This is a genomic window from Clostridium sp. 19966 (genome assembly GCF_032335695.1).
In the GTDB taxonomy this organism is placed as follows: Bacteria; Bacillota; Clostridia; order Clostridiales; family Clostridiaceae; genus JACTOJ01.
The window spans coordinates 49,967-75,464 of the sequence record NZ_JACTOJ010000004.1; the positions used below are offsets into that span (position 1 = coordinate 49,967).

The following is a 25,498-nucleotide window of genomic DNA, read 5'->3' on the forward strand; positions in this document are numbered from 1 at the left end:
GGTAAAAATAGAAAACACCTGCTATTTTAGAATAGCAAGTGTTTTTATAACTTTAATCTTATTATAAAACGGGAATTTAATTTTGATAAATTGAATTTTATAAATACCCCTTAATAGTACCTATTAAAATAGCATGATCTGGAAACCCACGAGAAATATTCCACACTGTTTTATTTTTTTCAATGTCGTCATAGCAAGGATACCCCTCTGATTTTTTAATAAAACTCCATGAATACTTCATATCATCAATCCTAATATTGTTACTACAAATAAAATGATCAATAGAATTCATGCCTTCTATTATTTTTGTATATTTGTTTATAAAAAAATAGCTATAATTGTTAATGTAATCATCAGTTCCGTATAAAGATTTATTATGTTTAGGTGTTTTTACACAAAAGGATTTTTCAATATATTGGCTTAATGTATCATTAGTTGCATTATAATCCCCTGTAGCAATGATTACTTGATTTGGATTATTATTTTTTATAGATACTAAATATCTATTTAACGGCCTTATTTGCTTTTCGATTGTAATCTCGTCTATCTTTCGTACTCCAATAATAGATACTGGAACACCACATTTTTCATAAAAAAAGACATGGATAAAGTTCGGACATATTTCGTCATTTTCTATTGGAATATTTGTTAATATGAAAGGTTCTGCTTTGTCCATAATAATATTTGTTTTTATTGCAACAAGAATTTCGTTTTGTCCATCTATAAGACCATTTGTACATACGGTATATCCTAGTGATCTAACTTCGTTTTCAAACGACTCATTTTTCTTGTATTCAATTATAACATTGATATCAGCATTGATTTCCCTAATTTGCTCAATTACAATACATGCTATACTGTCAATTTTTTTAGCCATCAAATGTATATTCCATTCTAATAATCTAACATTAAACTCCATATATTCCACCTCTTCCATTTCCAATTTGTACATTTTTATTATTTATAGATATTCTTCATAATTTATAAGCAACTCACTAAAATATCTGTTTTGTTTCGACAATACTGATTCATTATACTAAATTATATTCCTCTTCTTTTAAATTCTCAATAATTCCAAGAACTTTATCTTATTTCCTAATTCCTATAAGTTTCTCCCATATCTCTTTCAATATCTTACTTACAGAATTTATATCAGGACAAGTTATCTTTCCTTGGTGGCAAAGCATAGTTAATTGATTAATATTTGTACCTACTTTAGAAAGTTGATGAGTAAAATCGTTTATTCCATCAATAACCACAATATCTTTATTAAGTGCAGAAGCTATAACATAATTGCTAAATGTCATATTAGCTTTCTTAGCTTTCTTTTTTATTTGCTCTATTTCATCTTCTGTCATTCTAATATTAGTTTGAACATTTCTTTTTCTCATACCATCCCTTCTTTCTAAGTGACTTTCAAAGGGGCTTGGGGATTTCCCCATTCTTAACAAGCTATTGGCTATACCAATAGGAAGCTTGCCCTCACCTCAAGCCTATGGCTTTCGTTCAGTTCTTTTGGATATTGAAAAAAGAACTAAATTTCAATTTCCTCATAGTTTTCCTGCTTTACCTCATACATTACTTCATTTTCACTTATTTTTGTTACCTTTGAATCCTTAATTAAAGCTATTAAATCTTCATTAAAATCCTTCCCTTTAGGGTTATGCCTTACAATTTCATAACTGTCTTTATATTTATTGAATATCTGATTACAGGCAAAATGCCCTGCCTCATCGTTATCAAGGCAGAGCATTATTTTATTTATACCAGGATTTTCTTTTAAGTAATATTCAAGGGCTTTATCAGCAACACCTCCAAGAGAAATGCAGTGATTTTCAAAATTTTCTATATTGTGCTTCTTAATTAATGTAAGATAACTCATAAGATCAATAGGTGCTTCAAATATGCATACAGTATTATTCCTTCCAGTCTTACAAAATGGGTAAGTTTTATCTGAGTTTTTCACATCACATCTAAAAGAATTACCTGTAGTATTAGTACTTCTTACACTTGCATATTTAGGATTGTCTTCCTTATCAAATCCTACAAATACGCAGCTACCATGTGTATTTTCATATAGCTTATGTTCATTTACAAAATCTTTTACAATTTCACTATCAATACCCCTTGAATTAATAAGATAGGCAAAGATATGTTTAAAAGTATTATTTTTTTCTGGAAGAATGAAATCTCCTTTTGCTTCTTCTTCAATAACTTCTGGTGGCTTATATTTTACAATCTCATCTGTTTTTCCTATTAGAGTTTTTACTGCATCTACCCAAGATTTATTTTCCAATTCCATTACAAATTGAATAGCTCCTCCACCTTTATTCTGAGAAAACCAATTCCATTTATGACCATTACTATGAATATATAAACCTCCATAACCATCTATTTTAAAGGAACGAGAAGTAACTTGCTTTACTGGATATCCTGAACTTAAGGCATAGCTTATTATATTTGTGTTGTCAGCTTTATATATTTCTTCATCAGTAAATTTTAGCTTTTCCATTAGCTTCTACCTCCCAAAATTTAAAGCTCCAATTCCTCATCTAGTTCAGAATTGAAGCTTTGATTTTCTTTTAATAAATTTTTATCTTCTATTTTTATGGGTTCATAGCTAGCTAATCCATCTACTGCTTGTGACATATAACCTTTTTCAGCCATTGAACAATGATTTATCCCTGCAACTATTATATGATCTAATATTTTGATTTCTAATGGATTAAAAATATTAACTAACTTCTGTGTTAAAGCTTTGTCATCATTTGATGGAAAATTAGAACCTCCAGGATGATTGTGAGCTAGAAGCATGGCTCTGCAATCGCAAGCTAAAGCTTCTTTTAAGATTTCTCTTGGATAAACCACTGCCTGAGATACATTCCCTTCCGACATAGTTTTTGTTTGAATTATGTTATTTCCATTATCCAAAAAAGCTACCATAAACTTTTCCCTATCCTTTACACCACTTAACAATGGAACAAAATACTCTGCTGCCTCCTTTGGTGTAGAAAATTTAATTTTACTTTCATTTTCATGGGCTTTCAACAAATTATACGATGCTATAAATTCTTTTAGCATTGATATTTTTTCTAGCTGCTTATCATTTGGTTCAATAACCTTTGGATGCTCTAAAATATTAAATGGATTGTTTTCTTTTGCATATTCTTCTATTTTCTTTATAGAAACTCCTGTTAAATTATTTAAACCTTTTAAAAAGCTATAAGTATAGGGCTTATTCTTCTCCATTAGATTACACCTCCAATACTTTCATCAAAAGCTTTATCATTTAAAGTTTCTAATACCATCTGCAATCCTTCAAGCTTTTCATATACCTCATAAGGAAGCTCCATATTTTCGTAATCCTTAAAGAAATTATCTACTCCATGTTTTTCAATATATTCCGTTATCATTTCTTCCGTATCTGCATCCAGCTCTAAAAGCTGTGCCATTAAGGAACATAAATATTTATAACTTTCTCTATTAATTTCCTTATTCACTTACCTCACCTCTATTACATTTCTCTAAATTACCATTTCATCACAATTTTCATCATTAACTACTTCCATATCTTCCGCTGCATTATTTAAAGCATCCTCATCTAAAATAACTTCAGCATCCTTTTTGTTTAAATCAAGAAGAGAGTTAAGTTCAAATTGTCTTGACAGCTTTTCTTTTAAAGCTTCTTCATAAGGAAAAGGCTTATCATATCCTATTTTTGACTGCTCCAGATTTCTTTTGCATTCCTCAATTTTTTCTTCTATGCCTTCCATCTTTCCTTCAAGATTACTTAACATATTCTCAATTCTTAGCATATTCCCATGAGCACTATCTCCAAGCTCTACAATGTATTTTAAATTACCATGGATTAAGAGTTCATACTTTTCAAAGAATAAATTTTTCCTTAGTTTTAAATCAAAGCTTTTATAGCTTCCTACATGAAGCTCTTCACCTTTTGGTATCTTCTCATAAAGACTTTGAAGCATTGTTCCTGCCTTTTCTCTTTCATCAAATAACTTGCCATTTATAGTTATTAAAAAATCCTTAGCATCTTCCATATTTCTTTTATCAATATCCTTGATGATACATTCAAGCTGACTTTCAGCTTCAGTAATAAGTTTTGGATACTTAAAAGTGAAATTATCCTGCATGTTATATTTTTGACTATCATAAGCAGCTTTTAAAACTCTAAGCCTTGATACCTCGTTATCAACGTCCATCTTTTCTTTTATTAATGGATTTCCTGTAGCTAAAGCTTTAACTTCTGCATAGGATAGTACTGTTTCATCTACATCTTCACAGTTTCTTGCAACAGATTTTGAAGTCATTATCTGGGATATAAACTTTTGCTTTTGCTCTACAATCTGCCACAAATAGCTGTCAAAAGTATCTTTAGTAACATACCTATAAATATTTACCTCAGGGTTTATATTTCCTTGCCTTATAATTCTTCCTTCACGCTGTTCGATATCGCTTGGCCTATATGGACAATCTAAATGATGAAGTGCAATTAACCTATCTTGAATATTTGTACCAGTTCCCATTTTAGGTGTACTTCCTATAATTATTCTTTTATTGCCTGATCTCATATCTGAAAATAATTCTTCCCGTTGTATTTCATTTTTAGCATCGTGTATAAAGCATATTTCTTTTTCAGCAATTCCTTTATTTATTAGTTCTGCTTTAATTGAATCATAAATAGAAAAACGCCCATCTGAATTAGGCGTTCCAACATCACAAAATACTATTTGAGTTCCTTTTACACTTTCTGATTTTTTATATTCTTCATAAATATTTTCAATACATCTATTAACCTTTGAGTTAAGCTCATTTATTGCTTCCTTATTAATAAGCCTTGGATCTGTACCTAATAATCTTGCTTCATTAGTTATCTTAAGCATATTATCTACAGAAGGATCAACCATGCCGTTTCTAATTCTTTCAGCTCTTTCGACATAGTTTCCCATTTCATGTTTTATAAACTCACTTGGCTCTGAAGCTACTAAAATATACTTATCATCTTTAAGTTTTGGCACTGGAAGCTTTAACATATCTGAGGTTTGAACATCTGCTATATTTTTAAATAAGGTCATAAGCTCTGGAAGGTTTGTAAACTTTGAAAACCTACTTCTAAACCTATAGCCCGTACCTTCTGGAGCAAGTTCTAGTGATGAAACTACTTCACCAAAACTTGCTGCCCAAGCATCAAAATGCTGTATACCTCGCTTTTCAAGTTCATGATTTTGAAGATACCTTTGCATTACATACATTTCTACCATCGAGTTTGAAAGAGGAGTTCCTGTAGCAAATATTACTCCCCTGCCTTCATTTATCTCATGAATATACTGACATTTCATAAGCATATCACTGGCTTTTTTAGCTCTTGTATTTGATATCCCAGCCACATTTCTCATTTTAGAAAATGTGGCGCAATTCTTATAGTAATGCGCTTCATCTACAAACATAGTATCAATGCCAAGCTCTTCAAAGTTTATAACATCATCCTTCCTTGATTCATCTAGAAGTCTTTTAAGTTCACTTTCTAAACTCTTTTTAAACTTCTCCATCTGCTTTATTGACCAGTTTTCTCCTCGCTCTCTTTTAGTAGCTTCTATTGCATAGGTCATTTGTTCAATTTGATAATTTAACATTCTTTCTTGTCTTTCCTTTGAAATTGGTATTTTTTCATACTGAGTATGCCCTATAATTATTGCATCATAAGCCCCTGTAGCAATTCTACTTACAAATCTTCTTCTATTTTGTTTTTCAAAATCTTTCTTTGTAGTAACTAAAATATTAGCTGAAGGATATAATCTTAAAAATTCTGCCCCCATCTGCTCTGTTAAGTGATTAGGAACTACATATATGCTTTTCTTAGAAAGTCCTAATCTTTTGAGTTCCATACCGCTTGCTATCATTTCAAAACTTTTCCCTGCGCCAACACAATGCGCAAGAAGTGTACTTCCACCATATAAAATTCTAGCTATAGCATTTACTTGGTGCTGCCTAAGGTTAATATCTGGATTCATGCCTGGAAAAGTTAAATGAGAGCCATCATACTCTCTAAGCCTTATGTTATTAAAATTTTCATTATAAAAATCCACATATTTCTTTCTTCTGTCAGGATCTCTAAATATCCAGTTCTTAAATACTTCCTTAATCTGATTTTGCTTTTCTCTTGCCAACATAGTTTCCTTTTGATTAATTACATACCTTACAGTATCGCCTTCTTCTATTCTGTCTTTTACAGTAACAGTTCTAAGGTTCAATGTTTCCTCAATAATATAATATGCATTAAGTCTTTTAGTCCCAAAGGTTTCTGTTGCTGCTACAGAATAGCCATCTAATCCTTTGTTTTCAATTACCCAAGATGCATTGAAATTATTATAATGAGCTTTTATTTCATTGCTGCTATAACGAGAACCTGAGTTTTGTGCATACTTTGGAGTGCCTAAGGTTTCATAAATAAATTTTTCTATATCACCTTCTTCAATCCATGTTGTTCCAAGCCTTATATCAATTTCACTAGCTTCTAAATTTATTGGCTGAACTTTTTCTAAGGCTTCTACATTTTGTGTAAAAAGCTCTGGATTAGTTTCAGCATAAAGTTTTGCCAATTTTAATTTCTGCCTTACATTGCCGCTTAAATATTCATCTTGAGTTTCAAAGCCTTGAATTAAATCATCTTTGTTATATTTTTCAGGATTTAAAAATATTAAACCTTTAAGTTCATTTATAATATTTTCTCTTGTACTATCATAAATTTCTAACATTAGATACAAATCTACTGTTCCTTTTTCATTTAAACTTACTGTAAGAGCTTCAATGGCTGTATCTACTTCTGTTATCTTTTCAAGAGGACGTATAGTTTGTTTAGTGAACATATCGGCTTTAGTGACATTTTTGTTTTCATCTACTACCTCAAGTGAACATAATAAGGGATAATCATTGTCATCTCTAAAAGCTGTATTATTGGTTCTTGCCGTTATATATCCATGATTTTTAACAAAAGTATCATACCTTTTATTCAATATTTCTTGCTTTTCTTTTAACTCTTCCTTTGTACAGCCATTTGTTTGAATGTCTATTATCTCTCTAGTAATTCCCCTTATAGCATGAAGTCCCTTTATTCTTTCTAAAGTCTTTCCTGAGGCTTCAATTTTTCTCATTACTGCATTTTCTCTATAATATAACTGATTCTCTATAAAGGTGTAAGTATAGTTTCTAACATTGGGATCAGCAGGAATAAAGTCTTCTGTAGCAGCTTCTTCCCTTTCAAAGCTTGATATATTTGCTTCTAAATTTTGAACTGCTTTATTTAAAGCTTCTTTTAAATCAAAATTTTCATCATCATTAACTAACGCTGTATATTTACTGCCTTCACCAAACATTCTCTGGTCAAAAACCATTTTTCCAAGAAGCATTTCTGGATTATCAAGAAAGTATTCATTTATAGGCGCTCCATCTTCTGTTTTTGCTACATGAAGCCAATTTTCTTCTGTAACCTGTACCCTTTCTCTCTTTTGAAGAAATATAATATCTGCAGTAACATCTGTATTGGCATTTGATTTAAAAGCAGTATTGGGAAGTCTTATCGCTCCAATTAATTCTGCTCTTTCTGCAATGTACTTTCTTACACTGTTGTTTTCTTTATCCATAGTACCTTTAGATGTTATGAAAGCAATAATTCCGCCTGGTCTTACTTTGTCTAAAGTTTTTGCGAAAAAGTAATCGTGTATTAAAAAATTATGTTTATCATATTTAGGATCATGCAGCTTATAATCTCCAAAGGGAACATTTCCTATGGCAACATCAAAGAAATTATCTGGATAGTTATTTTCTTCAAAGCCTTGTATTTTAATATCTGCCTTTTGATAGAGCTGCTTTGCTATTCTTCCTGAAATATCATCAAGTTCTACTCCATATAATTTTGAATCTTTCATGCTTTCTGGAATTGTTGAAAAGAAATTTCCAACTCCCATGGAAGGTTCTAAAATATTTCCTGTTTTAAATCCAAAACTTTCAAGTGCTTTATATATCCCTTCAATTACAGTAGGTGAAGTATAGTGAGCATTAGGTGTTGAGGCTCTAGCAGATACATATTCTTCTGGAGATAAAAGATTCTTTAATTCTGTATACTCTCTATTCCATCCTGTACTATTAATATCAAATGCCTGAGCTATCCCTCCCCATCCTACATATTTTGCGAGTATTTTCTGTTCCTCAGGTGTTGCTAATCTATTTTCTTCTTCAATAACCTTTAAAGTTTTAATAGCTTCTATGTTATTTCTAAATTTAGTTTTAACGCCACCCACACCAATTTCATCTTCTGGACTATAGCGGTAGTTTAATTTTTCAATATTCTCTTTTGAAGCTGATTTTTCTTTAGTTTCAACTTTTCCATTGACTTCATTGCCCATTAAGGAATTTATTTTATTTACAGCAGCACTAATATCCATATCATTAAGGCTAATATTCTTAATCACACTATTAATTGCATTTTGAATATTTTCTAACTGACTTCCTATGCTTACTTCTTCTAATGTTATTTGGCTTGTAATAAAATTTGATATATTCTGCAAGGTCTTTGAGTAAAGCTGCTTTTCTAAAGGTTCATCAAATTTTAAGCTTTTATAATAATCAGTATTTAACTCTTTAAGTTTATAAATAGCCTGTTCTTGAATTTTATCTTGGACATCATCAGTATTAACAACTTCTGTTTTTTTATTTTCATGCATTAAAAAAGAGCCACTTTGCTGTGACTCAAAAATATCAATTTGCTTTATCTCATTTTGTATACTATCTCGTGAAGAACTATCTCCTCTGCTGTTTCCTTTATTTTCTTCCTGTGCTTGAAGCTCTCCATTGTGTTTTCTGGATTTATTATCGGATCTGTCTTTAGCATTTGCTCCATTAATACTTCCAGCCTCTGATATGCCTCCTCGTTTACTTGATGCATTTTCTCCATCAATTCCCCTTTGGCTAGAAGTAAGCTGTATCTGTTCTGATGATTGTTCTTTAGATAATTTAGTGCCATCTGTCCGTACTTCCCTAGTGGCTTCTGATCTGCTTCCTTGTTCCTGAATATTTGTATCTCTGGATAAAATATACCGTCCATTTCCTTGTAGCTTAAGTTCAGGTTCTCTTTCATAATTTTTTTCGCTCCTTTGCTCTCTTATAATTTTATATATTTCATTTTCAAATTCTCTAAGAATCTCTTGAGATATATTACACACTGAATTTCCAAGCCTAAATGTTAATGGCAGCGTATTAAAATGTTTTATTACCATAAAAGTATTTTCATTATCAAAGCTTGAAGTATTTATTCCACATCTCTTTGTTACCATATAATTTACACTTTCCATGATGGTCTGAATAAAATAACTTATGAAGCCTTCTTTGGGTAAATCTTTAAGCCAAGTTTCTTCAATATCTTCTTCATAACCATCAATAATACTGTCGAATTCTTCATTGATTTTAATATCTGTAACTTTTGATATTAAATCTTCTATAGAATTACTTTTTAAATTATACTTTTCATTTATACTTTTTAAAAGCTTTGCGTTTATAGTATCATTAAGCCTCCACAACTTAGGAACAGTATGTGGTTCTCCATTAGTGTCTTTGATATCAAATAAGTATGTTAATTTGAGTGTTTGCATAGAGGTATCAAAAACTGCTATACTTCTTGTTCCTTTATTTACATATCTTCCGACTTTTCTGTTCCATATCTCCATTGTAGCAACCATTGAAGCATCTGGTCTTTGAGCATAAATCAAAACTGCATTATCGAAGTTATACTTATAAATTCTTGCTGAAAAATCCAAGAATTCTTTCCATTCTTTCTTGTTAGATGTTACTATGCTTGTAATCTTCTCATATACTTCTTTAACCTCTGTTATTCTACTCATCTAATACCTCCTTCCCCTGACTATCAAAATATAACTTTAGAGCTTTATCAATAATCTCTTCAATTTCTGGCTGCTTAACTTCTGGTTTGAAATATTTGCTTATTAGCTTAGGCTTCAATTTTATAGTCGCAGGTTTGTTTAACTTTGCCTTTTTATTAATTTCTCCTGAAAGAATTGAATGAGCTGTTTCTTCATCAAGTTTATTTTTTTCTGAATAATCCCTTAAGACTTGTGATTTCTTCAAATCAATTTTAAATTTATTTTCAATAAGTATAGCTTCAATAATATTTTGTTCATCTTCTTTTAAATATGAAAGTTCAACAGCTGCAAAGAATGGTATTTCTTCTATATCAAGTCTATCTTTTAATTCTTTTATAAGGTGACAAATCCTTAAATATCTTGATACTGTTCTTCCTGATAAATTAAAACTTCTTCCTGTTTCATCTGCACTTGTTAACTTCTCGCCTAATAGTCGAGAAGTTTCTTCAACCTTCATTTCATCAGCTTTTAGCATAGTTTCAATTTCTTTTAAAAGGTCTGTTCTTTTGCCTTGAGATGTTAGTGCTTTATGATGTTCTGATAAAGCAGCAGCTCTTTCTGAAAACAGCATATCAGTAAAGGACCTCTGCATAAGATTGGTTTCAGTTACTATAAGAATAGCTTCTTCATCGTCTATGTTTTCTTTTATAGATACAGGAACTTTGTTAAGTCCTGCAACCTTTGCAGCATTAACCCTATTATGTCCAGACAATATCTCATAACTGTCTCCCTTTTTTCTTACTATAACAGGCACAATTATTCCTAACTCTTTGATGCTTCTGACCATATTATCAAATCTTTCACCCTCATATAATTTGAAAGGATGATTTAAAAAAGGTATCAGTCTATCAATTTCAACTTCTATAACGCCAGAATTAGTATCACCTTTAACTTCACTGTCTCCAAACATATCATCTAAGCTCATCAACTTTCTCTCACTCATATTGCAGCCACCTCCTTAGCAAATTCTCTATATGCAATAGACACTTTATTTTTAGAATCATATTCTATGGTACTCTTGCTTTTCATATTAGCCTCGCCAACCTTAACTGAAGTTGGTATCTTATTTTCAAAAATATTTATTCTGCTTCCATAAGCATCCTGAATTATTGATAAAACTTCTTTTGAAAGCTTCATTCTTTCTGCATACATGGTTAAAAGTATTCCATCAACCTCAATCTTAGGATTTATTCTTTTCTTAACTCTTATAATATTTCTAAGAAGTAACTCCAAGCCTTTGGCTGAAAGATATTGAGGAGTAACAGGAATAATCACACTATCACAAGCAGCAAGTGCATTTATAGTAAGCATACCTAGTGATGGAGAACAATCAATAATTACATAGTCATAATCATTTTTTATTTCGTCAACAATAGATTTTAAAACAAGTTCTCTGCTCATAACATTAACAAGGGCTATTTCGATTGCTGATAGCTCTAAGCTACATGGAATAATATCAATATTTCCTGCCGAAATAATATATTCTTCCTTTTTAGGTAAGCTTTTTTCTTCAATAGCTAGCGACATCAAGTTATATATTGTCGTTTTTATACTATCCGTATTGTCATATCCAAAGCATACTGTTAAACTGCTCTGCGGATCGAAGTCTATAAGTAATACCCTCTTTCCCATTTCTGCTAATGCATATCCTAAGTTTAAAGTTGTTACGGTTTTGGCTACACCTCCTTTTTGATTTACTATTGAAATCACCTTATTACTAATCATAAGATTTGCCTCCTCATTATTTTTTGTACACTTTTAAGTTTCTTTATAAACTCAATTATATCTTATGTCTATATTTTTGTAAACTAAATAGTTTCTATAAATTCAACAAAGTTGCTATTGTAAATTTTTTAGTGTATATTTGTATATATAATATTTAAAGGTGTGAATATTTATGGCATTAACTATGGGTGAGAAAATTAGAATTCTATTAAGGCGAAAAAAAATAACCATATCAGACTTAGCCGATATGGTTGGTACTTCTCGTCAAAATTTAACTAATAAATTGAATCGTGACAACTTTTCTGAGCAGGAATTAATTGAAATTGCTACAGCTCTTGGCTGTAAATTTGAAGGATTTTTTATTTTTGAGGACGGGGAGAAAATATAATGCTTTTTGTGATTTATAAAGCACAAAAAGGCTATGAAATCCTATATACATAAAGATTTTTTTCATAGTCTTTTTCTATTTTATAAGTCATATTACAGTACCTAAATCTAAATATCTTTATTGTCAAAAGACTGAATTTTTTCTTAACATCACTAAATTCGATTTTTAATAAGATTATACGCATTAGAATAAAATATACTATCTACACTATCTGATGATATCCCTTTGTTCATCAATTTAGTTTTTAAAGTTTCATATCCATTACATCTGTAAAGACTACTTGGAATATGAAGTTTTGTGTTAAAAACTTTAGAGAAGTAATTAGTACAAATAAAGTCTGGTCCAAGCGCCACTTTGCTTACTCCAACCAAATCAACGAAACAACAAATTTGTTCTACTAAATCTTCTATAATTGTATCATCATTTTCTTTTTCTGAATGCAATTCACTAGTAACTATATCATTTAGAAATGCTATACCAAAAACAGTACCCTGTTTTCCCAATTCTTTTATCATTTTTATACTTAAAGAATTTGAACGATTTTTACTATCAATCATTATATCTCTGCATGAACAATGAGATACCACCATTCTTCCGCTATAAAAATTAAATATATCTTGTATTTGATCATCACTTAAATGACTTAAATCTAATAACAAATTATGTTCCTCTATAACTCTTAACAATTCATATCCATCATTTGTTAACCCATTTTCAATTGTGTAATATTTATTACTTCTACCATTGAACAGCTGAATCATTGCCAGCCCATTTTTCAAATATTGATATATGTCTTTTATTGATTTCAACATATTAATATTTTCAATTGAATAAAATAATTCACAATTATAAATCTTCTTTTTCTCCATATATTCAAAGTATGAGTTTAAATCACGAAAATAACAAACATCTTTATAATACTCATTAACAAGATCTGGATAAAATTCAGGAACTAAAACACTTCCAATATCATTACTTATAAGCTCTTCTGGAATAAAATGTGTATGTAAAAAAAATAGTTTATTCATATGTTATTCCCCATGGTAAGCAACATTCTAAACAGTGTTTGTCATAATCTTCAAAAAGCATATTATTTCGAAAATCATTTAATTTTTCACTATTCCAAATAGCTTTAAAAGCATCCTCTTTTATGTTTCCGAATTTTTTATTAAGTTCACAGCAAACCGATACATCGCCATTTGCAAAAATAAAAATATGTTTCCACGGAGAAATGCATACTTTTTTCTTCTGCGTTTTTTCTTCTAGATAAGGATTAAAATTGAATCCAACATTTTTTCCATTTGCATAATCCTTACATTCTATTATAAATTTATTCAATTTCTCTCTATTATCATAATTATCTAAGCGGAACTCATTCCACATCATTTTATTAGGCATGCACTCTCTTACTTCCGAAGCAAATAGATAATCAATCCCTATATTGCTAGCTAAATCTATCATATTTTTTAACTTTTCAATATTTTTCCTTGTAACAACAGTATTAATTATAAATGAGAAATCACTATTTCCTATTTTTTTTCTATATGTTTGTACTTTATACAAATTCTTTATAATACTTTCAAAGTTTCCTACAGGACGGTGCATTTTAAATGTTTCAATATCTGAACCATCCAAAGAAACTACTAACTGCATATTGCTTTTTACCATCTTTTCAATGTATTCATCTGATAATAATGAAGCATTAGTAATCAATATTAATCTGCAATTTTTACTTTCAACCGCAGCATTAAATACTTTAGAAAAATTACGACTTAAAAGTGATTCTCCTGTTCCTTGTAATTCAATTTCTTTAAGATTAGGGATTATTTCATTTACTAATACATCACATACATCATCATCCAAATCTTCGCCATAGCTCTCATAACCATGCTTACATGTTAAACATTTAAAATTGCACCTACTAGTAAGTTCAACATGAGCTCGTTCTGGATAGTTCAATACGTTTTCTTGCATATCACACATTCACTCCTATTCCTAATCTCTTTTTACATTTAGTAGGCAAATTAATCGGTTCACCTTGATAAATGATTTTACCTTGATCTAAATATATTACCCAATCAGCATTATATATAAAAAATGGATTATTTTCAGATATAATAATACTATTATTTTTGGAAACTAATTTTTTTAGCACCTTCATTACATCAGGTAAATCTTCAACATGTAATCCCTTTGCTGGTGAATCAAGAATAAATAGACATCTGTCACCTAACTTTTTTGCTAATTCTTTAGTTATTTTGATTCTTTGACTTTCTCCACCACTTAAAGTACTAGATGGTTGTCCTAAAGTTAAATAAGATAAGCCAACTTCATTTATAAACCCAATTTTATCATTTAGGTTTTTTTTCCTTCTATCTTCCTTATAAATATCATATAACTCCTTACATGAAGTTGTTAATACTTCTCCAATCATAAGACCATTTTCCTTAACAATTTCAACACTTTTTTTGTACCTCTTACCCCCGCAATCAGAGCAAGTTATATATATTTTTTCTGTTCCTGCATCAGTTTCAAAACATCCAGTTCCACCACACTTAAGGCATTTTCCTGTTCCATTGTAAGAAAACTCAGACTTATCCATTTTAGCAATTTCATTATCTTTTGAATTATAATAAAAATTTCGAATACTATCCATAATACTCGCGTAAGTTGCTGGCGTACTCATTGAATTATTACCTATTGGAGTTTGGTCAATTATATATGGTCTTCTAATATAGTTCTTACCTGTAATCTCTCCATCTATTCCTTTTCTATTTTTCCATGCATTAGCAGACTTATCGCAAGCTCTATATATTATTTCAAGCATTGAACTTTTACCTGCACACATTCCTCCACATACTGCAACAATTCCCTCAAGTGGTATTTTAATTTCCATCTTACTAAATGAGTGATAATTAACATCACTAATTTTAAGTAATTTTTTTGAACCTTGATTAATGTTAATATTTGTATTATATGTCAATATCATTTGCTTCCAAGTGTCTCTTTTCTTGTATTCACTCATTTCACCTGCAAATACAACCTTGCCTCCATTTATCCCTGCCTCAGGTCCCATCACAACTACATATTCTGCAGAAGATATAATTGGCAATGAATGTTCGATTGCAATAATTGAAAAACCTAAAGATACTATATATTTAAAAATATCAGCAACTGCACAGGCCTCTTCATATATCATTCCAGCACACAATTCATCAATAATAAAAAGTTCTGCTTCACTTGAAATCAACAACTTGAGAAAACGACATTTATTATATTCTGTTAGACTCATTTCAGAAATGTTCTTATTCATACTTATTTCTAAAATTCCTAGTTTTTCAGCAATTATTAATAAATTCTCTGCTGTAAATTTTGATGTTATTTTTATTAATCTTAAGTACTCAATAACAGTCAATTCTTTATTTTTGCTAATTACGTTCAACTCCATAAATTTTAATAAACTGCATTTTTTAGAATATCCTGAAGTTCTCTGTTTAAATAATTCCGGTTTTACTGGAACTATCACATTATAATATTTTTTAATATATCCAGCTAAAATAACATCAACTGCTAAAGTTGATTTACCACTTCCACTTTTTCCCATTAATGCCACATACCTATTTAATGGTATTGAAACAGAAATATTTTTTAGATTGTTATTACTAGCATCCCTGACAATAATTTCATTTGACAAAATTATTCACCCCGTTCAAATTCAATGATCATGGTCATAGGTATTCTTTGAATCCTATCCATCAAAACATCATCTGTATCATAATTCTTATATGCAAAATCTGCATTTTTAATGTCTGGTTTGGGTTCATCTAGTAAACTCAATCTCCACCCATGTTTTTTAAATATTTTTACCAAAAAAGATAATGTATAATGATATCTCAAAAAGAAATGCTTCTGCTGAATCCCATATTGAATTTTATCTTCTCTACCATCATCAAAATAACATTTGTTACATTCTATTTCAATGTCATTGTCATATAGTGTTGTCCAGAACGGGTGAAATTTTGATATAAAGCACTTAGTTCCCTTAGTTGTAATACTATTCAACTTATAAAAAAATTCATCATTCAATCTTATATAATCTATTGAACCAAAAAAAGTAACTAAATTAAACACTTCACCATTATATTTAGATGCAAAATTTTCAAAGTCATTTACTGTAAATGAAAGATTACTTAATCCATATTTTGTATTAGCATCATCAATAGCTGACTTTGCTACATCAATTCCGAGAACATAGCCACTGGTATTCTGAGCTATTAAATATGTATTTAATCCATTTCCGCAACCTACATCTAAAACTTTGTCATTTTCTTTAACTATTGAATTAGACTCAATGCCTTTTAAACCTAATCCTAGGTGAATTAACTTTGTATTAAATCTAGCCATTGTATTATATTCTTTTGCATATCCATTCCAAGCCTCATAATTTTCCTTCATATTTTTCTATCACCTTAGTTAGCATCATAATAGCCATACCACTTTAATTTATTGAATTTATTTCCATACACAAATTCAATTTGATTATCGTCATTATACGGCAATGCTACCCCTTCTCCATAATTGATGAACTCTAAAAATCCTTCGTTTATCAATTCATATAATGTATCTGTTGTATAACCAACCTGCATTGCTTCTTCTACTGTTATTTTCTTAAAATTATTAAAAATGTACTCCGCAAAATCACCTGTGAAATATACAAAACAATCACGTCTTCTCCACCTTGATAAAATACTTATATTATTCGTTTGAGAATATACAACACTATCTGAAAGGCTTAATAAAGTAGAATTTTTCAATACTATTCTATTTATTATGTTGTTTGTTAATTTTCCTGAAAGAGATATAGTATGTCCAGTTGATATTAAAATATTTGATGGTTGATACTTATTATCAAAAGCTGTCCTCATATCTGAAACAGCTTTTTTTATACTATCATTAGTAAAACTATACGATGAACTATGCCAACCTTCTTCACAATTATCTATATTCTGAAAAGAGTATCCTAACTCTTTTGCAACAGGTGCAGTACCATACAATATAAATTCCGAACAATTATAATTGTCAGGGTGCGAGTAATCACTCAAAAGAAACGCTTTAGTTTCTTGCCTATCTAACTCTGTTTCACCTGGATAAGCAAACATTACATAAGTATGAACTAAAATTTTATACTTACGACATAAATATATTATTTTAGCTGCATCTTCCAGTTTAGTTCCTTTATTCATTAATTCCAATACTCTCTGCGAACCTGACTCAAGTCCAAATTTAATAAATGTGCATCCTGCTTCAGCTAACATTTTAATAAATTCTTCATCTGCAAACACCTTATCAAATCTTGAATTTGTTCCCCATGTGAATTTAGCTCCATTTTCTTTAATTGCTTTACAAAATAATTTTAACACATTGGCAGGTATCGCACTGTCTAAAAAATAAATACTATCAAATAATTGCTCTTGACTTTTTGATATACAATATTGAATCATTCTTGTAAAATTATATTTTGGTTCTAAGCAATCATGATATTCTTTATCGGTACAGAACTTACATTTTCCCCAATAGCATTGATATGTGAATCTTAGAGGCAATATTCTACTTGGGGATAAATATGATGATATCTGCTCTTGTGTAATCCTAGGAGGATATACCTGCAACTTCTGATTACATAAATCACTTGATTTCACAAATTTAGCATACTTTCCACTTGATTTACCTAAAGAACGTAATTCCTCAAAATTTATTTGTTTTTGTTCATTTAAACGCCAAATTAAAGCTTCACCTTCTTCTGCACAAACCATATCACAATATTTTTCTAACGGCCCAATAGATTCATCGGAATCAATAAATGAATTAACAAAACCTCCACCAACTACAATAAATAAATTAGGCTGAATTTCTCGTATTGCTATACAAAATAAAATAGCTATAAATAATTGGCTTTCAAATGTAATATTAATTCCAATTACGCCCAATTGCCTAAAATCAAATCTATTTATCCAAGTTCGTATTAAGTTCATTAAATCAGAATTTTTATATTCTTCAATAAATTTTTCAATATCTCCCCAAATATTCCATTTATATTTACAATCTAATCCATCAAGCCTAAAACGTAACTCTTTATAGTTTAGGGAATACAAATCATAACAAGCTCTAATATAGTCTATTAAATGCCAATAACGTACTGAAGTGTCACAATTCTTAAGAGCATTTAATAAATCAGAATAGCTTTTTATATCTTCAAATGAATCTATAAACTTCTTGCAGGCTTTCCATTCCAATATATCAATAAGTTCCTCTTTCTTTTCTTTATATTCAACACTTTGTGCATTATTAATAATATACTTTACAAATTCGTTATTATAATCATATATATGAATTTCATATCCTATACTCTCAGCATATCCAGCCATCTGATATGGTCCTAATAATGGAACAGTAGGTTCACAGGTAGGTGGAATTATATAATTCATACCTTTATTTAGCATAACTCTACACACCCTATTCAGCTTGATGTACAAGTTTTAATTGCATAAACCCGTTAAGAATTGCATATACATTTTCCTCAACATCATCGGCTTCATATTCAACCTTTACCTTATCAATGATGTTTCCTACAGTGTTAATACCATCAATCAAATTCCAAACAAATTTACTATCCATATTTAATGACATGGCTGGTGTTGTTTTTGACACTATCAGCAGTCCAAATTCTTCTTCTCTTGCTCTAACTCCATCTGCAACTTTTAATAATAAATTTTTATCAATACAATTCATCGTTTTTTCCTCCATTATTTAGAATATGGGTCACTTCCACATATTTCACCTGAACACGCATAAGCTGCTGCTCTACATCCACCTCTACAAACACTAAACTGACTACATTTTATGCACTTTTCTGGCACATCAGTTCCGCACACATGACTCTTATATATATCTGAATCCGACTTAATTTCTTTAAATGTTTTTTCTAGTATGCTACCTATTACTATTCTTGACATTCCACACATTAAGACATTTCCATTCACATCTATGTAGAATCTTGAACTTCCAAAATGGCAATATTCACAAAAAAACTTCAGGTCATTTGGCAATGCACAGTATGGAATAGAATTAGCCAATATAATTTTAAAATCTTTATAATAATCCATTTTCTTCTTTACACAATACAATGCATCAATCAACTGCTGATGTGATATAGTTAAATTAGCATTACTAGCACCTACACCTGTGGGGGTAAATCTAGTCAATGTCATTTCTTTAAGTCCAATACTATAAAGTTCATCAATAAAATCACCTAAATAAGAAACATTAAGTGAAGTTAATACAAAATTAGATGCAACTTTAATATTCTTATTCAAAACTCTTTTAATCCCTAACATGGCCTGTCCATAACTTTCAGCAACACAAGTTAATTGTTCATGTACCTCTTTTGAACCATGAAGTGAAATATTTACCCCGAAGACATTTGCCTTCTCTAAACATCCAGCAATTTCTTCTGTTATGTATGTACCATTTGTTTGAACCATAACTTTAGTAAATAATTTAGAACATTTATCTAAAATATTCAAAAACTCCGGATGAAGCATGGGTTCTCCACCAGTAAGAATAATTTCAAGTACACCTTCATCATAAAGTTTATCTAGCACCTGATATACTGACGTTGATATAATAGGTTTCTGAGTATTATAGCAAAACTGACAAAACAAATTACACTGTTCCGTTAATTCAAGTTCTACCCTGGTAGGACTCATATTAATGTTATATCTTAAAAGTGATTCATTATTCATTAACTTCGCTCCACTTTCTGGTTGTTACTTTTTCTCCGCAAGCATTGATTGATTCATCATATACTACACAACCGCCCTTACAACGCTTTAATTCCTCACAACTTCTACAAGCAACAGGAATATGACATAGATTTTCGTACTTTTCCCATCCCTTTGCTTTCCAAATATCTGCAAAATTATCTTTGTTTAAATCGCCAATTGTATCATCTGATATTGTACAAGGTGTAATTTTTCCTACTGGACTAATTCTTGCTAGTCCATATCCATATTGACAAGGAATATTTAATATTCTTAGCTTCTCATAATATTGTTTTTCTACTTCACAATATGGAACTGGTCCTGGCAAGCTAACATCACTTACATTCGGAAAATCTTCTTTTACCTTAAATAAAAGATCAATAAGTTCCATTGTTTGTTCTGAATTCAATAATAAATTTTTATTTTCTTTTTTATTTAAAATATATCTTGTGGAACATAGTGCATAACAGTCTAAATCAGAAATCATTTTTCCGATATTGTAAATATCTTTATAATTCTCTGTTGAAGTACAAACATTTACTTCAACTTTAACATTATTTCTTCTCCAAATCTGTATTCCCCTAATAACATCATCATATGCTCCTACTCGTCCAGTCATCCTATCGTGTATTTCTCTGTCTGAATGAAGAATAGATGTACAGACACTTTTCATATAATGTGATAAGTATTCAGCTAATTCATCAGTAATAAGTGTCGAATTAGTGTTCATATGTAATTCAAAACCCAACTCATACGCATATTTTACAATGTCACGATAATCTTTTCTCATTAACGGTTCACCACCATTAAAGTTAATTCGAAATACACCTGCTTCAGCTAATTGGTCTAAGATATTTTTTACTTTTTCTAAGCTAAGTTCGTTACCGTCCAAATGTCCAAGTGGGTTGTAACAAAAATAGCACTTATTATTGCATCTTTCTGTTAATTCAAATTGTACATAAAAGGGTGCAGTTGCTCTATTTATATTTTTAATCATTTTATAATCTCCTTCATGCTTTCCAATCGAGAATAGTTTACTAACTGTAGTTTCATTAGAGGAGCAACTCTTTTAAAACTATTTACACGCGCTACATGCTGAGCAAGCTGTACATGCGCAGCATGCATCCATATCTCTGAGGTCAAAAACGACTTCAGTTTCTGTTGAAAAAGGCTCCTTAAAAGGATCAAAAATTTCCATTTGTGGCTTAAATTCTTTTTTCATATAATCAAACCTCCTTTGCAATATAATCAAAGGCAATAACCATTCTCGCACTAAAAATCCTCCTCTAATTTGCTCCTCAATGACCTGCAATTTTTCTATATTTTACAAGGCGTTAAGAGATTTTAGAAGGAGGTAATTTGCTCCTCTAATTTATTTTATTATACTACCAAAATTTCTCATCAACAACATATATATTATTATTTTTACATAAACTTTATCAAAATTCCAAAATAAGCATTCAATTCATTAAATTTTTCATTTCAAAGTAATGTTTATTATCTAAAATCAGAAATTCCATGTATTTCAACTATATATGCTAAAGTTTTTGTAGATCATGATACATTATGTCAATTATCGGCAGGTAATATCACAAAATTATGATCATATTTTTCTTTGTAAAACTTTAAATAGTTTTTACAATTTTCTCAAAAACTTTGTATCAATTCTTTATTGAAACTATTTATTATAATAAATGTAGAAATTGAAATAAGACTATAAAGTTCCAAATCTAAATCGGCACCTTCATAGTCTTTTTCCATCTCATATTAAATTAACACTAACATATCCCCTCTCGCCCTATTAAATCCCCACTCTAACCTTAACACCCTGAATAACCTCTTTATTTCTAAAATCATCACCATTTGTGTTGAAGTTATAAAAGCTTGCAAAGTGAGTAAATTCAATAATTATAACAAATCCTTGCGACGTATTCCTACTACGCACTCCACATGTGTCGTCTGCGGAAACATGTCTACCGGCTGCACTTCCACTGTCTTATAGCCAAGGAGTTCCAATATAGCTAAATCCCTGGCTAAAGTGGCCGGATTGCAGGAAACATAAACTATCCTATCTGGTGCCATTTTCGCAATAGCCTGAAGCAGGCTTTCTTCACAGCCTTTTCTTGGGGGATCTATCACCACTACCTCTGCTTTTATACCTTTATTTATCAAATCTGGAATCACTACTTCTGCTTGTCCTACTAAGAATTCTGCATTATCCACCAAGTTCATTTTAGCATTTTCCTTAGCATTTTCTATGGCTTCAGGTATTATCTCTACTCCGTATACTTTCTTAGCCTTCTGTGTCAGGAAAAGAGAGATGGTTCCAGCTCCGCAGTAAGCATCAAAAACCACTTCATTCCCGGTAAGAGCCGCATATTCAAGTGCTTTATCATAAAGCACCTTAGTTTGAAGGGGATTAACCTGAAAAAAGGACAAGGGTGATATGCTGAATTTAAACTCACCTATATAATCAGTTATATTCTCAGTTCCCCAGAGAACTATATTCTCAAGACCCATTATCACATTGCTATTTTTAGTATTTATGTTCTGAATTATGCTCTTTATTCCTGCTATGTTTTCCTTAAGCTTTTCCACCAAGCTTTCTTTGTGAGGAAGTTTTTTACCGTTGGTTACTAAAACCACCATAACTTCTCCAGTGGTAAAGCCTTTTCTTACCATCACATGCCTTAAAATTCCGGAATGAATCTTTTCATCATAGCCAGTGACAGCAAATTCTTTCATCCAATTTCTTATAAGTTTAATTACAGAATCCGCTTCTTCATGCTGTATGCCGCAGCTTTCTACATTTATGATTTCATGAGAGCGGGCTGCATAGAAGCCAATCAAATTATTGTCTGCTCCAGCTCCAACAGGAAGAGCTACCTTATTTCTATATCTGTAAGGCTTCTCCATTCCTAGAGTATGGTGTATCACTGCATCTTTAATTCCGCCTATGCGCTCTATGCACTCTTTCACTCTTTCCTTTTTAAAATTAAGCTGAGCTTCATAGGACATATGCTGAAGCTGACAGCCTCCGCATCTTTTATATATAGGACAAGTAGGTTCTCTTCTGGAACTGCTTGGCTCAATTATATCTATAAGCTTTCCAAAACCATGGCTTTTTGAGAGCTTGATTATTTTTATCTTTACTTTCTCCCCTTCTAAGGCTCCAGGTATAAATAAAGGAAAACCTTCTGGTTTTGCAACTCCTTCTCCCTCATATCCTTGAGCTACTATATCCACAGTAATTTCATCATTTTTTTTAAAATTTATCATAAGACTACCTCATTAAATCTTTACAAAAATTATTATATTAATCATATTAACACAGGTTGTATTTTCACTTCAACCTAAAATATATTAGCCCCTGAAGGTGCTGCAATAGGTACCTTCTGAATTAGTCGCACGGGAACCAGCTATTGTTAAGCTTCTAGCTTCACACAACATATCTCTATTATGTATGCACCTAGTAGCATTGCATTGAACGCTAGGATACATATTTATATTTTCCATGCTAAACAACTGCTTCATTTCGCCAGATAAATTAGTATTGGTAAAAGTTGAAAAAGCGTTCTTAAATGTTTTTTCTGCAAAAGTACTGCATAATGTATCTGCTGAATTTTGAGCGCTGAAGCCTTTCACAGCTATATTCTTGGCAGAACAGAATCCATTCATATTGTGAATGCAATTAGCCGCATTACAAGATAAAACACCGTTCATATCATCATCTCCAAGACAATATATTTTAATTCTATGCCTATATTGTGCCAATCTTCAGCATTTTTATGCATATATTTGCTTAATTATGGTTGTATATGTTTTAAAACCTAGCCTGTTAAAAAAGGCAAAAAAAGTGCACCTTAAAGGTGCAAAAATAGAAACAGTTGCCATTATTTTCTTGTTATTATTCTTACCATTATTTATTAGAATATACAGCAATATTGTAATATTCTAATAAATTATTAGCAAAAATACTATTCTTATTATACTTGAATAAAATTCTATTAACAATAAAAAAAACAAAAAACTGCTGAAATAGATATGAATAAATTGCATAATTCACAAATTTTTAAAATGTAATTGTACAATTATCCATTAATCAGCAGTTTTACTAATTTATATCATTGATTTTTAGTTCGTAACAAAGGTTATATTATTTTTCTCCTACAACGTGAACCTTCATCATGTTAGTAGCTCCAATATTGTTAACTTGCTTTCCAGCAGAAACAACTACTAGATCTCCTTCTTTAACATAACCAGCTTCAGTAGCAAGCTTAACTGATTTTTCTATTAATTCATCAGTTGTTGCAACATTTTCAGATACTATTGGATATACTCCCCAATGGAAAGCAAGCTTTCTTGCTACATCTTCACTTGGAGTGATTGCAATTACTGGACATTCTGGTCTGTATTTTGATATGTTCTTAGCACTCTGTCCGCTCTGAGTTGCAGTTATTATAGCTGATGCATTTAATTCAGCTGCAGTATTGCAAGTTGCAAGGCTTATAGCATTCTGAACATTTGCAACATGAGATTTTCTCTTCTTCTTAAGGTTTTCTTCATAGTTAAGCTTTGATTCAGCAGATTCAGCAATCTTAGCCATAGCTGATACAGCTTCTACTGGATATTTTCCGTTAGCAGTTTCTCCGCTAAGCATGATACAGTCAGTACCATCAAATATTGCATTAGCAACGTCTGAAACTTCTGCTCTTGTTGGTCTTGGATTTCTCATCATTGAGTCAAGCATTTGAGTTGCAGTAACAACTGGCTTACCAACTGCGTTACATTTTTCTATTATCATCTTCTGAACTAGTGGAACTTGTTCCATTGGGATTTCAACACCCATGTCTCCTCTAGCTACCATTATAGAGTCAGAAACTGCAAGTATTGAATCTACGTTATCAACACCTTCTTGATTTTCTATCTTAGATATGATCTTTACATTCTGTCCGCCATTATCATCAAGAACTTTTCTTATAGCAAGAACGTCAGCTTCTTTTCTTATGAAAGATGCTGCTATAGCATCAACTCCCATTTCAACACCGAAGATAAGGTCTGATATATCTTTTTCAGTTATAGCTGGCAACTGAATTGAAACTCCAGGAACATTTACTCCCTTGTGGCTTCCTACTAAACCAGAGTTTGTAACAACACACTCAATGTTAGTTCCTTTAATAGCTTTAACTTCAAGTCCTACAAGACCATCGTCTATAAGGATTTGATTTCCTGCTTTAACATCCTTATATAAATCTGTATAAGAAATTGAACACTTAGTTTCATCTCCTGATACTTCTTCTCCGCAGTAAATAGTGAAAGAAGTTCCTTCCTTAAGTTCAACCTTTCCTGCTGCAAAGTTTCCAGTTCTTATTTCTGGTCCCTTAGTATCAAGAATTATAGCTATGTTCTTATTGTATTTTGCTCTTAATTCCTTAACTAGCTTTATTCTTCCGCCATGTTCTTCATGATCTCCATGAGAAAAGTTATGTCTGGAAGCATTCATTCCACTTTCAATAATTTTAGATAATGTTTCTCTATCCTCACTGGATGGTCCTATAGTACAAATAATCTTTGTTTTTTTCATAAATTTGCTCTCCTTATTATAAAATATCATT

General features: G+C 30.8%; 22 protein-coding genes. 1 reads left to right on the forward strand and 21 read right to left on the reverse strand.

Annotation, left to right across the window (positions count from 1 at the left end):
• Positions 1-97: 97 nt before the first annotated feature.
• The 9 genes from IAI10_RS05335 to IAI10_RS05370 all read right to left on the reverse strand — a co-directional run bounded on the left by IAI10_RS05335 (position 98) and on the right by IAI10_RS05370 (position 11,675).
• On the reverse strand, positions 98-919 hold the full coding sequence (locus tag IAI10_RS05335; protein WP_315672250.1) for a hypothetical protein: 822 nt from the start codon (positions 917-919) through the stop codon (positions 98-100).
• 169 nt (positions 920-1,088) lie between these two features.
• Positions 1,089-1,391, reverse strand: coding sequence for a plasmid mobilization protein (locus tag IAI10_RS05340; protein ID WP_315672251.1), 303 nt, complete (start codon positions 1,389-1,391; stop codon positions 1,089-1,091).
• 143 nt (positions 1,392-1,534) lie between these two features.
• Positions 1,535-2,512 carry a DUF3991 domain-containing protein gene (locus tag IAI10_RS05345; protein ID WP_315672252.1) on the reverse strand — a complete coding sequence of 326 codons (978 nt, stop codon included), beginning with the start codon at positions 2,510-2,512 and terminating at the stop codon, positions 1,535-1,537.
• A gap of 20 nt (positions 2,513-2,532) precedes the next feature.
• Positions 2,533-3,249, reverse strand: coding sequence for a JAB domain-containing protein (locus IAI10_RS05350; RefSeq protein ID WP_315672253.1), 717 nt, complete (start codon positions 3,247-3,249; stop codon positions 2,533-2,535).
• The gene (locus tag IAI10_RS05355; RefSeq protein WP_315672254.1) at positions 3,249-3,500 is read right to left on the reverse strand and encodes a hypothetical protein; all 252 of its coding nucleotides are present in this window, start codon (positions 3,498-3,500) and stop codon (positions 3,249-3,251) included. Before IAI10_RS05355 ends, IAI10_RS05350 begins: the two co-directional genes overlap by 1 nt.
• A gap of 24 nt (positions 3,501-3,524) precedes the next feature.
• The gene (locus IAI10_RS05360) at positions 3,525-8,738 is read right to left on the reverse strand and encodes a helicase-related protein (RefSeq protein WP_396334345.1); all 5,214 of its coding nucleotides are present in this window, start codon (positions 8,736-8,738) and stop codon (positions 3,525-3,527) included.
• A 44-nt stretch (positions 8,739-8,782) separates the two neighbouring features.
• Entirely contained in the window at positions 8,783-9,151 is a 369-nt protein-coding gene (locus IAI10_RS24645; RefSeq protein ID WP_396334346.1) for a TnpV protein, read from the reverse strand.
• 752 nt (positions 9,152-9,903) lie between these two features.
• On the reverse strand, positions 9,904-10,893 hold the full coding sequence (locus IAI10_RS05365) for a ParB N-terminal domain-containing protein (RefSeq protein ID WP_315672256.1): 990 nt from the start codon (positions 10,891-10,893) through the stop codon (positions 9,904-9,906).
• Positions 10,890-11,675, reverse strand: a complete 786-nt coding sequence (locus IAI10_RS05370; RefSeq protein WP_315672257.1) for an AAA family ATPase — start codon at positions 11,673-11,675, stop codon at positions 10,890-10,892. Before IAI10_RS05370 ends, IAI10_RS05365 begins: the two co-directional genes overlap by 4 nt.
• 172 nt (positions 11,676-11,847) lie before the next feature.
• On the opposite strand from IAI10_RS05370, the gene IAI10_RS05375 reads away from it, so the two are divergent.
• Entirely contained in the window at positions 11,848-12,063 is a 216-nt protein-coding gene (locus tag IAI10_RS05375) for a helix-turn-helix transcriptional regulator (RefSeq protein ID WP_315672258.1), read from the forward strand.
• 152 nt (positions 12,064-12,215) lie between these two features.
• Here IAI10_RS05375 and IAI10_RS05380 read toward each other — a convergent pair whose 3' ends face one another.
• The 12 genes from IAI10_RS05380 to pyk form a co-directional block, all read right to left on the reverse strand.
• Positions 12,216-13,091: a membrane dipeptidase gene (locus IAI10_RS05380; RefSeq protein WP_315672259.1), complete on the reverse strand. Its 876-nt coding sequence runs from the start codon at positions 13,089-13,091 to the stop codon at positions 12,216-12,218.
• The gene (locus tag IAI10_RS05385; RefSeq protein ID WP_315672260.1) at positions 13,084-14,037 is read right to left on the reverse strand and encodes a radical SAM protein; all 954 of its coding nucleotides are present in this window, start codon (positions 14,035-14,037) and stop codon (positions 13,084-13,086) included. The genes IAI10_RS05380 and IAI10_RS05385 overlap by 8 nt, the downstream gene beginning before the upstream one ends.
• Before the next feature lies 1 nt (position 14,038).
• A complete protein-coding gene (locus tag IAI10_RS05390) occupies positions 14,039-15,757 on the reverse strand; it encodes an ATP-binding cassette domain-containing protein (protein ID WP_315672261.1) in 1,719 nt (572 codons plus the stop codon).
• 2 nt (positions 15,758-15,759) lie between these two features.
• Positions 15,760-16,518, reverse strand: coding sequence for a methyltransferase domain-containing protein (locus tag IAI10_RS05395; RefSeq protein WP_315672262.1), 759 nt, complete (start codon positions 16,516-16,518; stop codon positions 15,760-15,762).
• A 14-nt stretch (positions 16,519-16,532) separates the two neighbouring features.
• Positions 16,533-18,563: a radical SAM protein gene (locus IAI10_RS05400; RefSeq protein WP_315672263.1), complete on the reverse strand. Its 2,031-nt coding sequence runs from the start codon at positions 18,561-18,563 to the stop codon at positions 16,533-16,535.
• A gap of 13 nt (positions 18,564-18,576) precedes the next feature.
• Entirely contained in the window at positions 18,577-18,852 is a 276-nt protein-coding gene (locus tag IAI10_RS05405) for a PqqD family peptide modification chaperone (RefSeq protein WP_315672264.1), read from the reverse strand.
• Positions 18,853-18,866: 14 nt separating this feature from the next.
• Positions 18,867-19,865: a radical SAM/SPASM domain-containing protein gene (locus IAI10_RS05410; RefSeq protein WP_315672265.1), complete on the reverse strand. Its 999-nt coding sequence runs from the start codon at positions 19,863-19,865 to the stop codon at positions 18,867-18,869.
• A complete protein-coding gene (locus tag IAI10_RS05415; RefSeq protein ID WP_315672266.1) occupies positions 19,858-20,880 on the reverse strand; it encodes a radical SAM/SPASM domain-containing protein in 1,023 nt (340 codons plus the stop codon). The genes IAI10_RS05410 and IAI10_RS05415 overlap by 8 nt, the downstream gene beginning before the upstream one ends.
• 78 nt (positions 20,881-20,958) lie before the next feature.
• Positions 20,959-21,156, reverse strand: a complete 198-nt coding sequence (locus IAI10_RS05420) for a hypothetical protein (RefSeq protein WP_315672267.1) — start codon at positions 21,154-21,156, stop codon at positions 20,959-20,961.
• 635 nt (positions 21,157-21,791) lie between these two features.
• The gene (gene rlmD / locus IAI10_RS05425; RefSeq protein ID WP_315672268.1) at positions 21,792-23,162 is read right to left on the reverse strand and encodes a 23S rRNA (uracil(1939)-C(5))-methyltransferase RlmD; all 1,371 of its coding nucleotides are present in this window, start codon (positions 23,160-23,162) and stop codon (positions 21,792-21,794) included.
• Positions 23,163-23,246: 84 nt separating this feature from the next.
• Complete coding sequence (locus IAI10_RS05430) at positions 23,247-23,606, reverse strand: DUF1540 domain-containing protein (RefSeq protein ID WP_315672269.1); 360 nt, start codon at positions 23,604-23,606, stop codon at positions 23,247-23,249.
• 433 nt (positions 23,607-24,039) lie between these two features.
• A complete protein-coding gene (gene pyk, locus IAI10_RS05435) occupies positions 24,040-25,467 on the reverse strand; it encodes a pyruvate kinase (protein ID WP_315672270.1) in 1,428 nt (475 codons plus the stop codon).
• Positions 25,468-25,498: the final 31 nt, after the last annotated feature.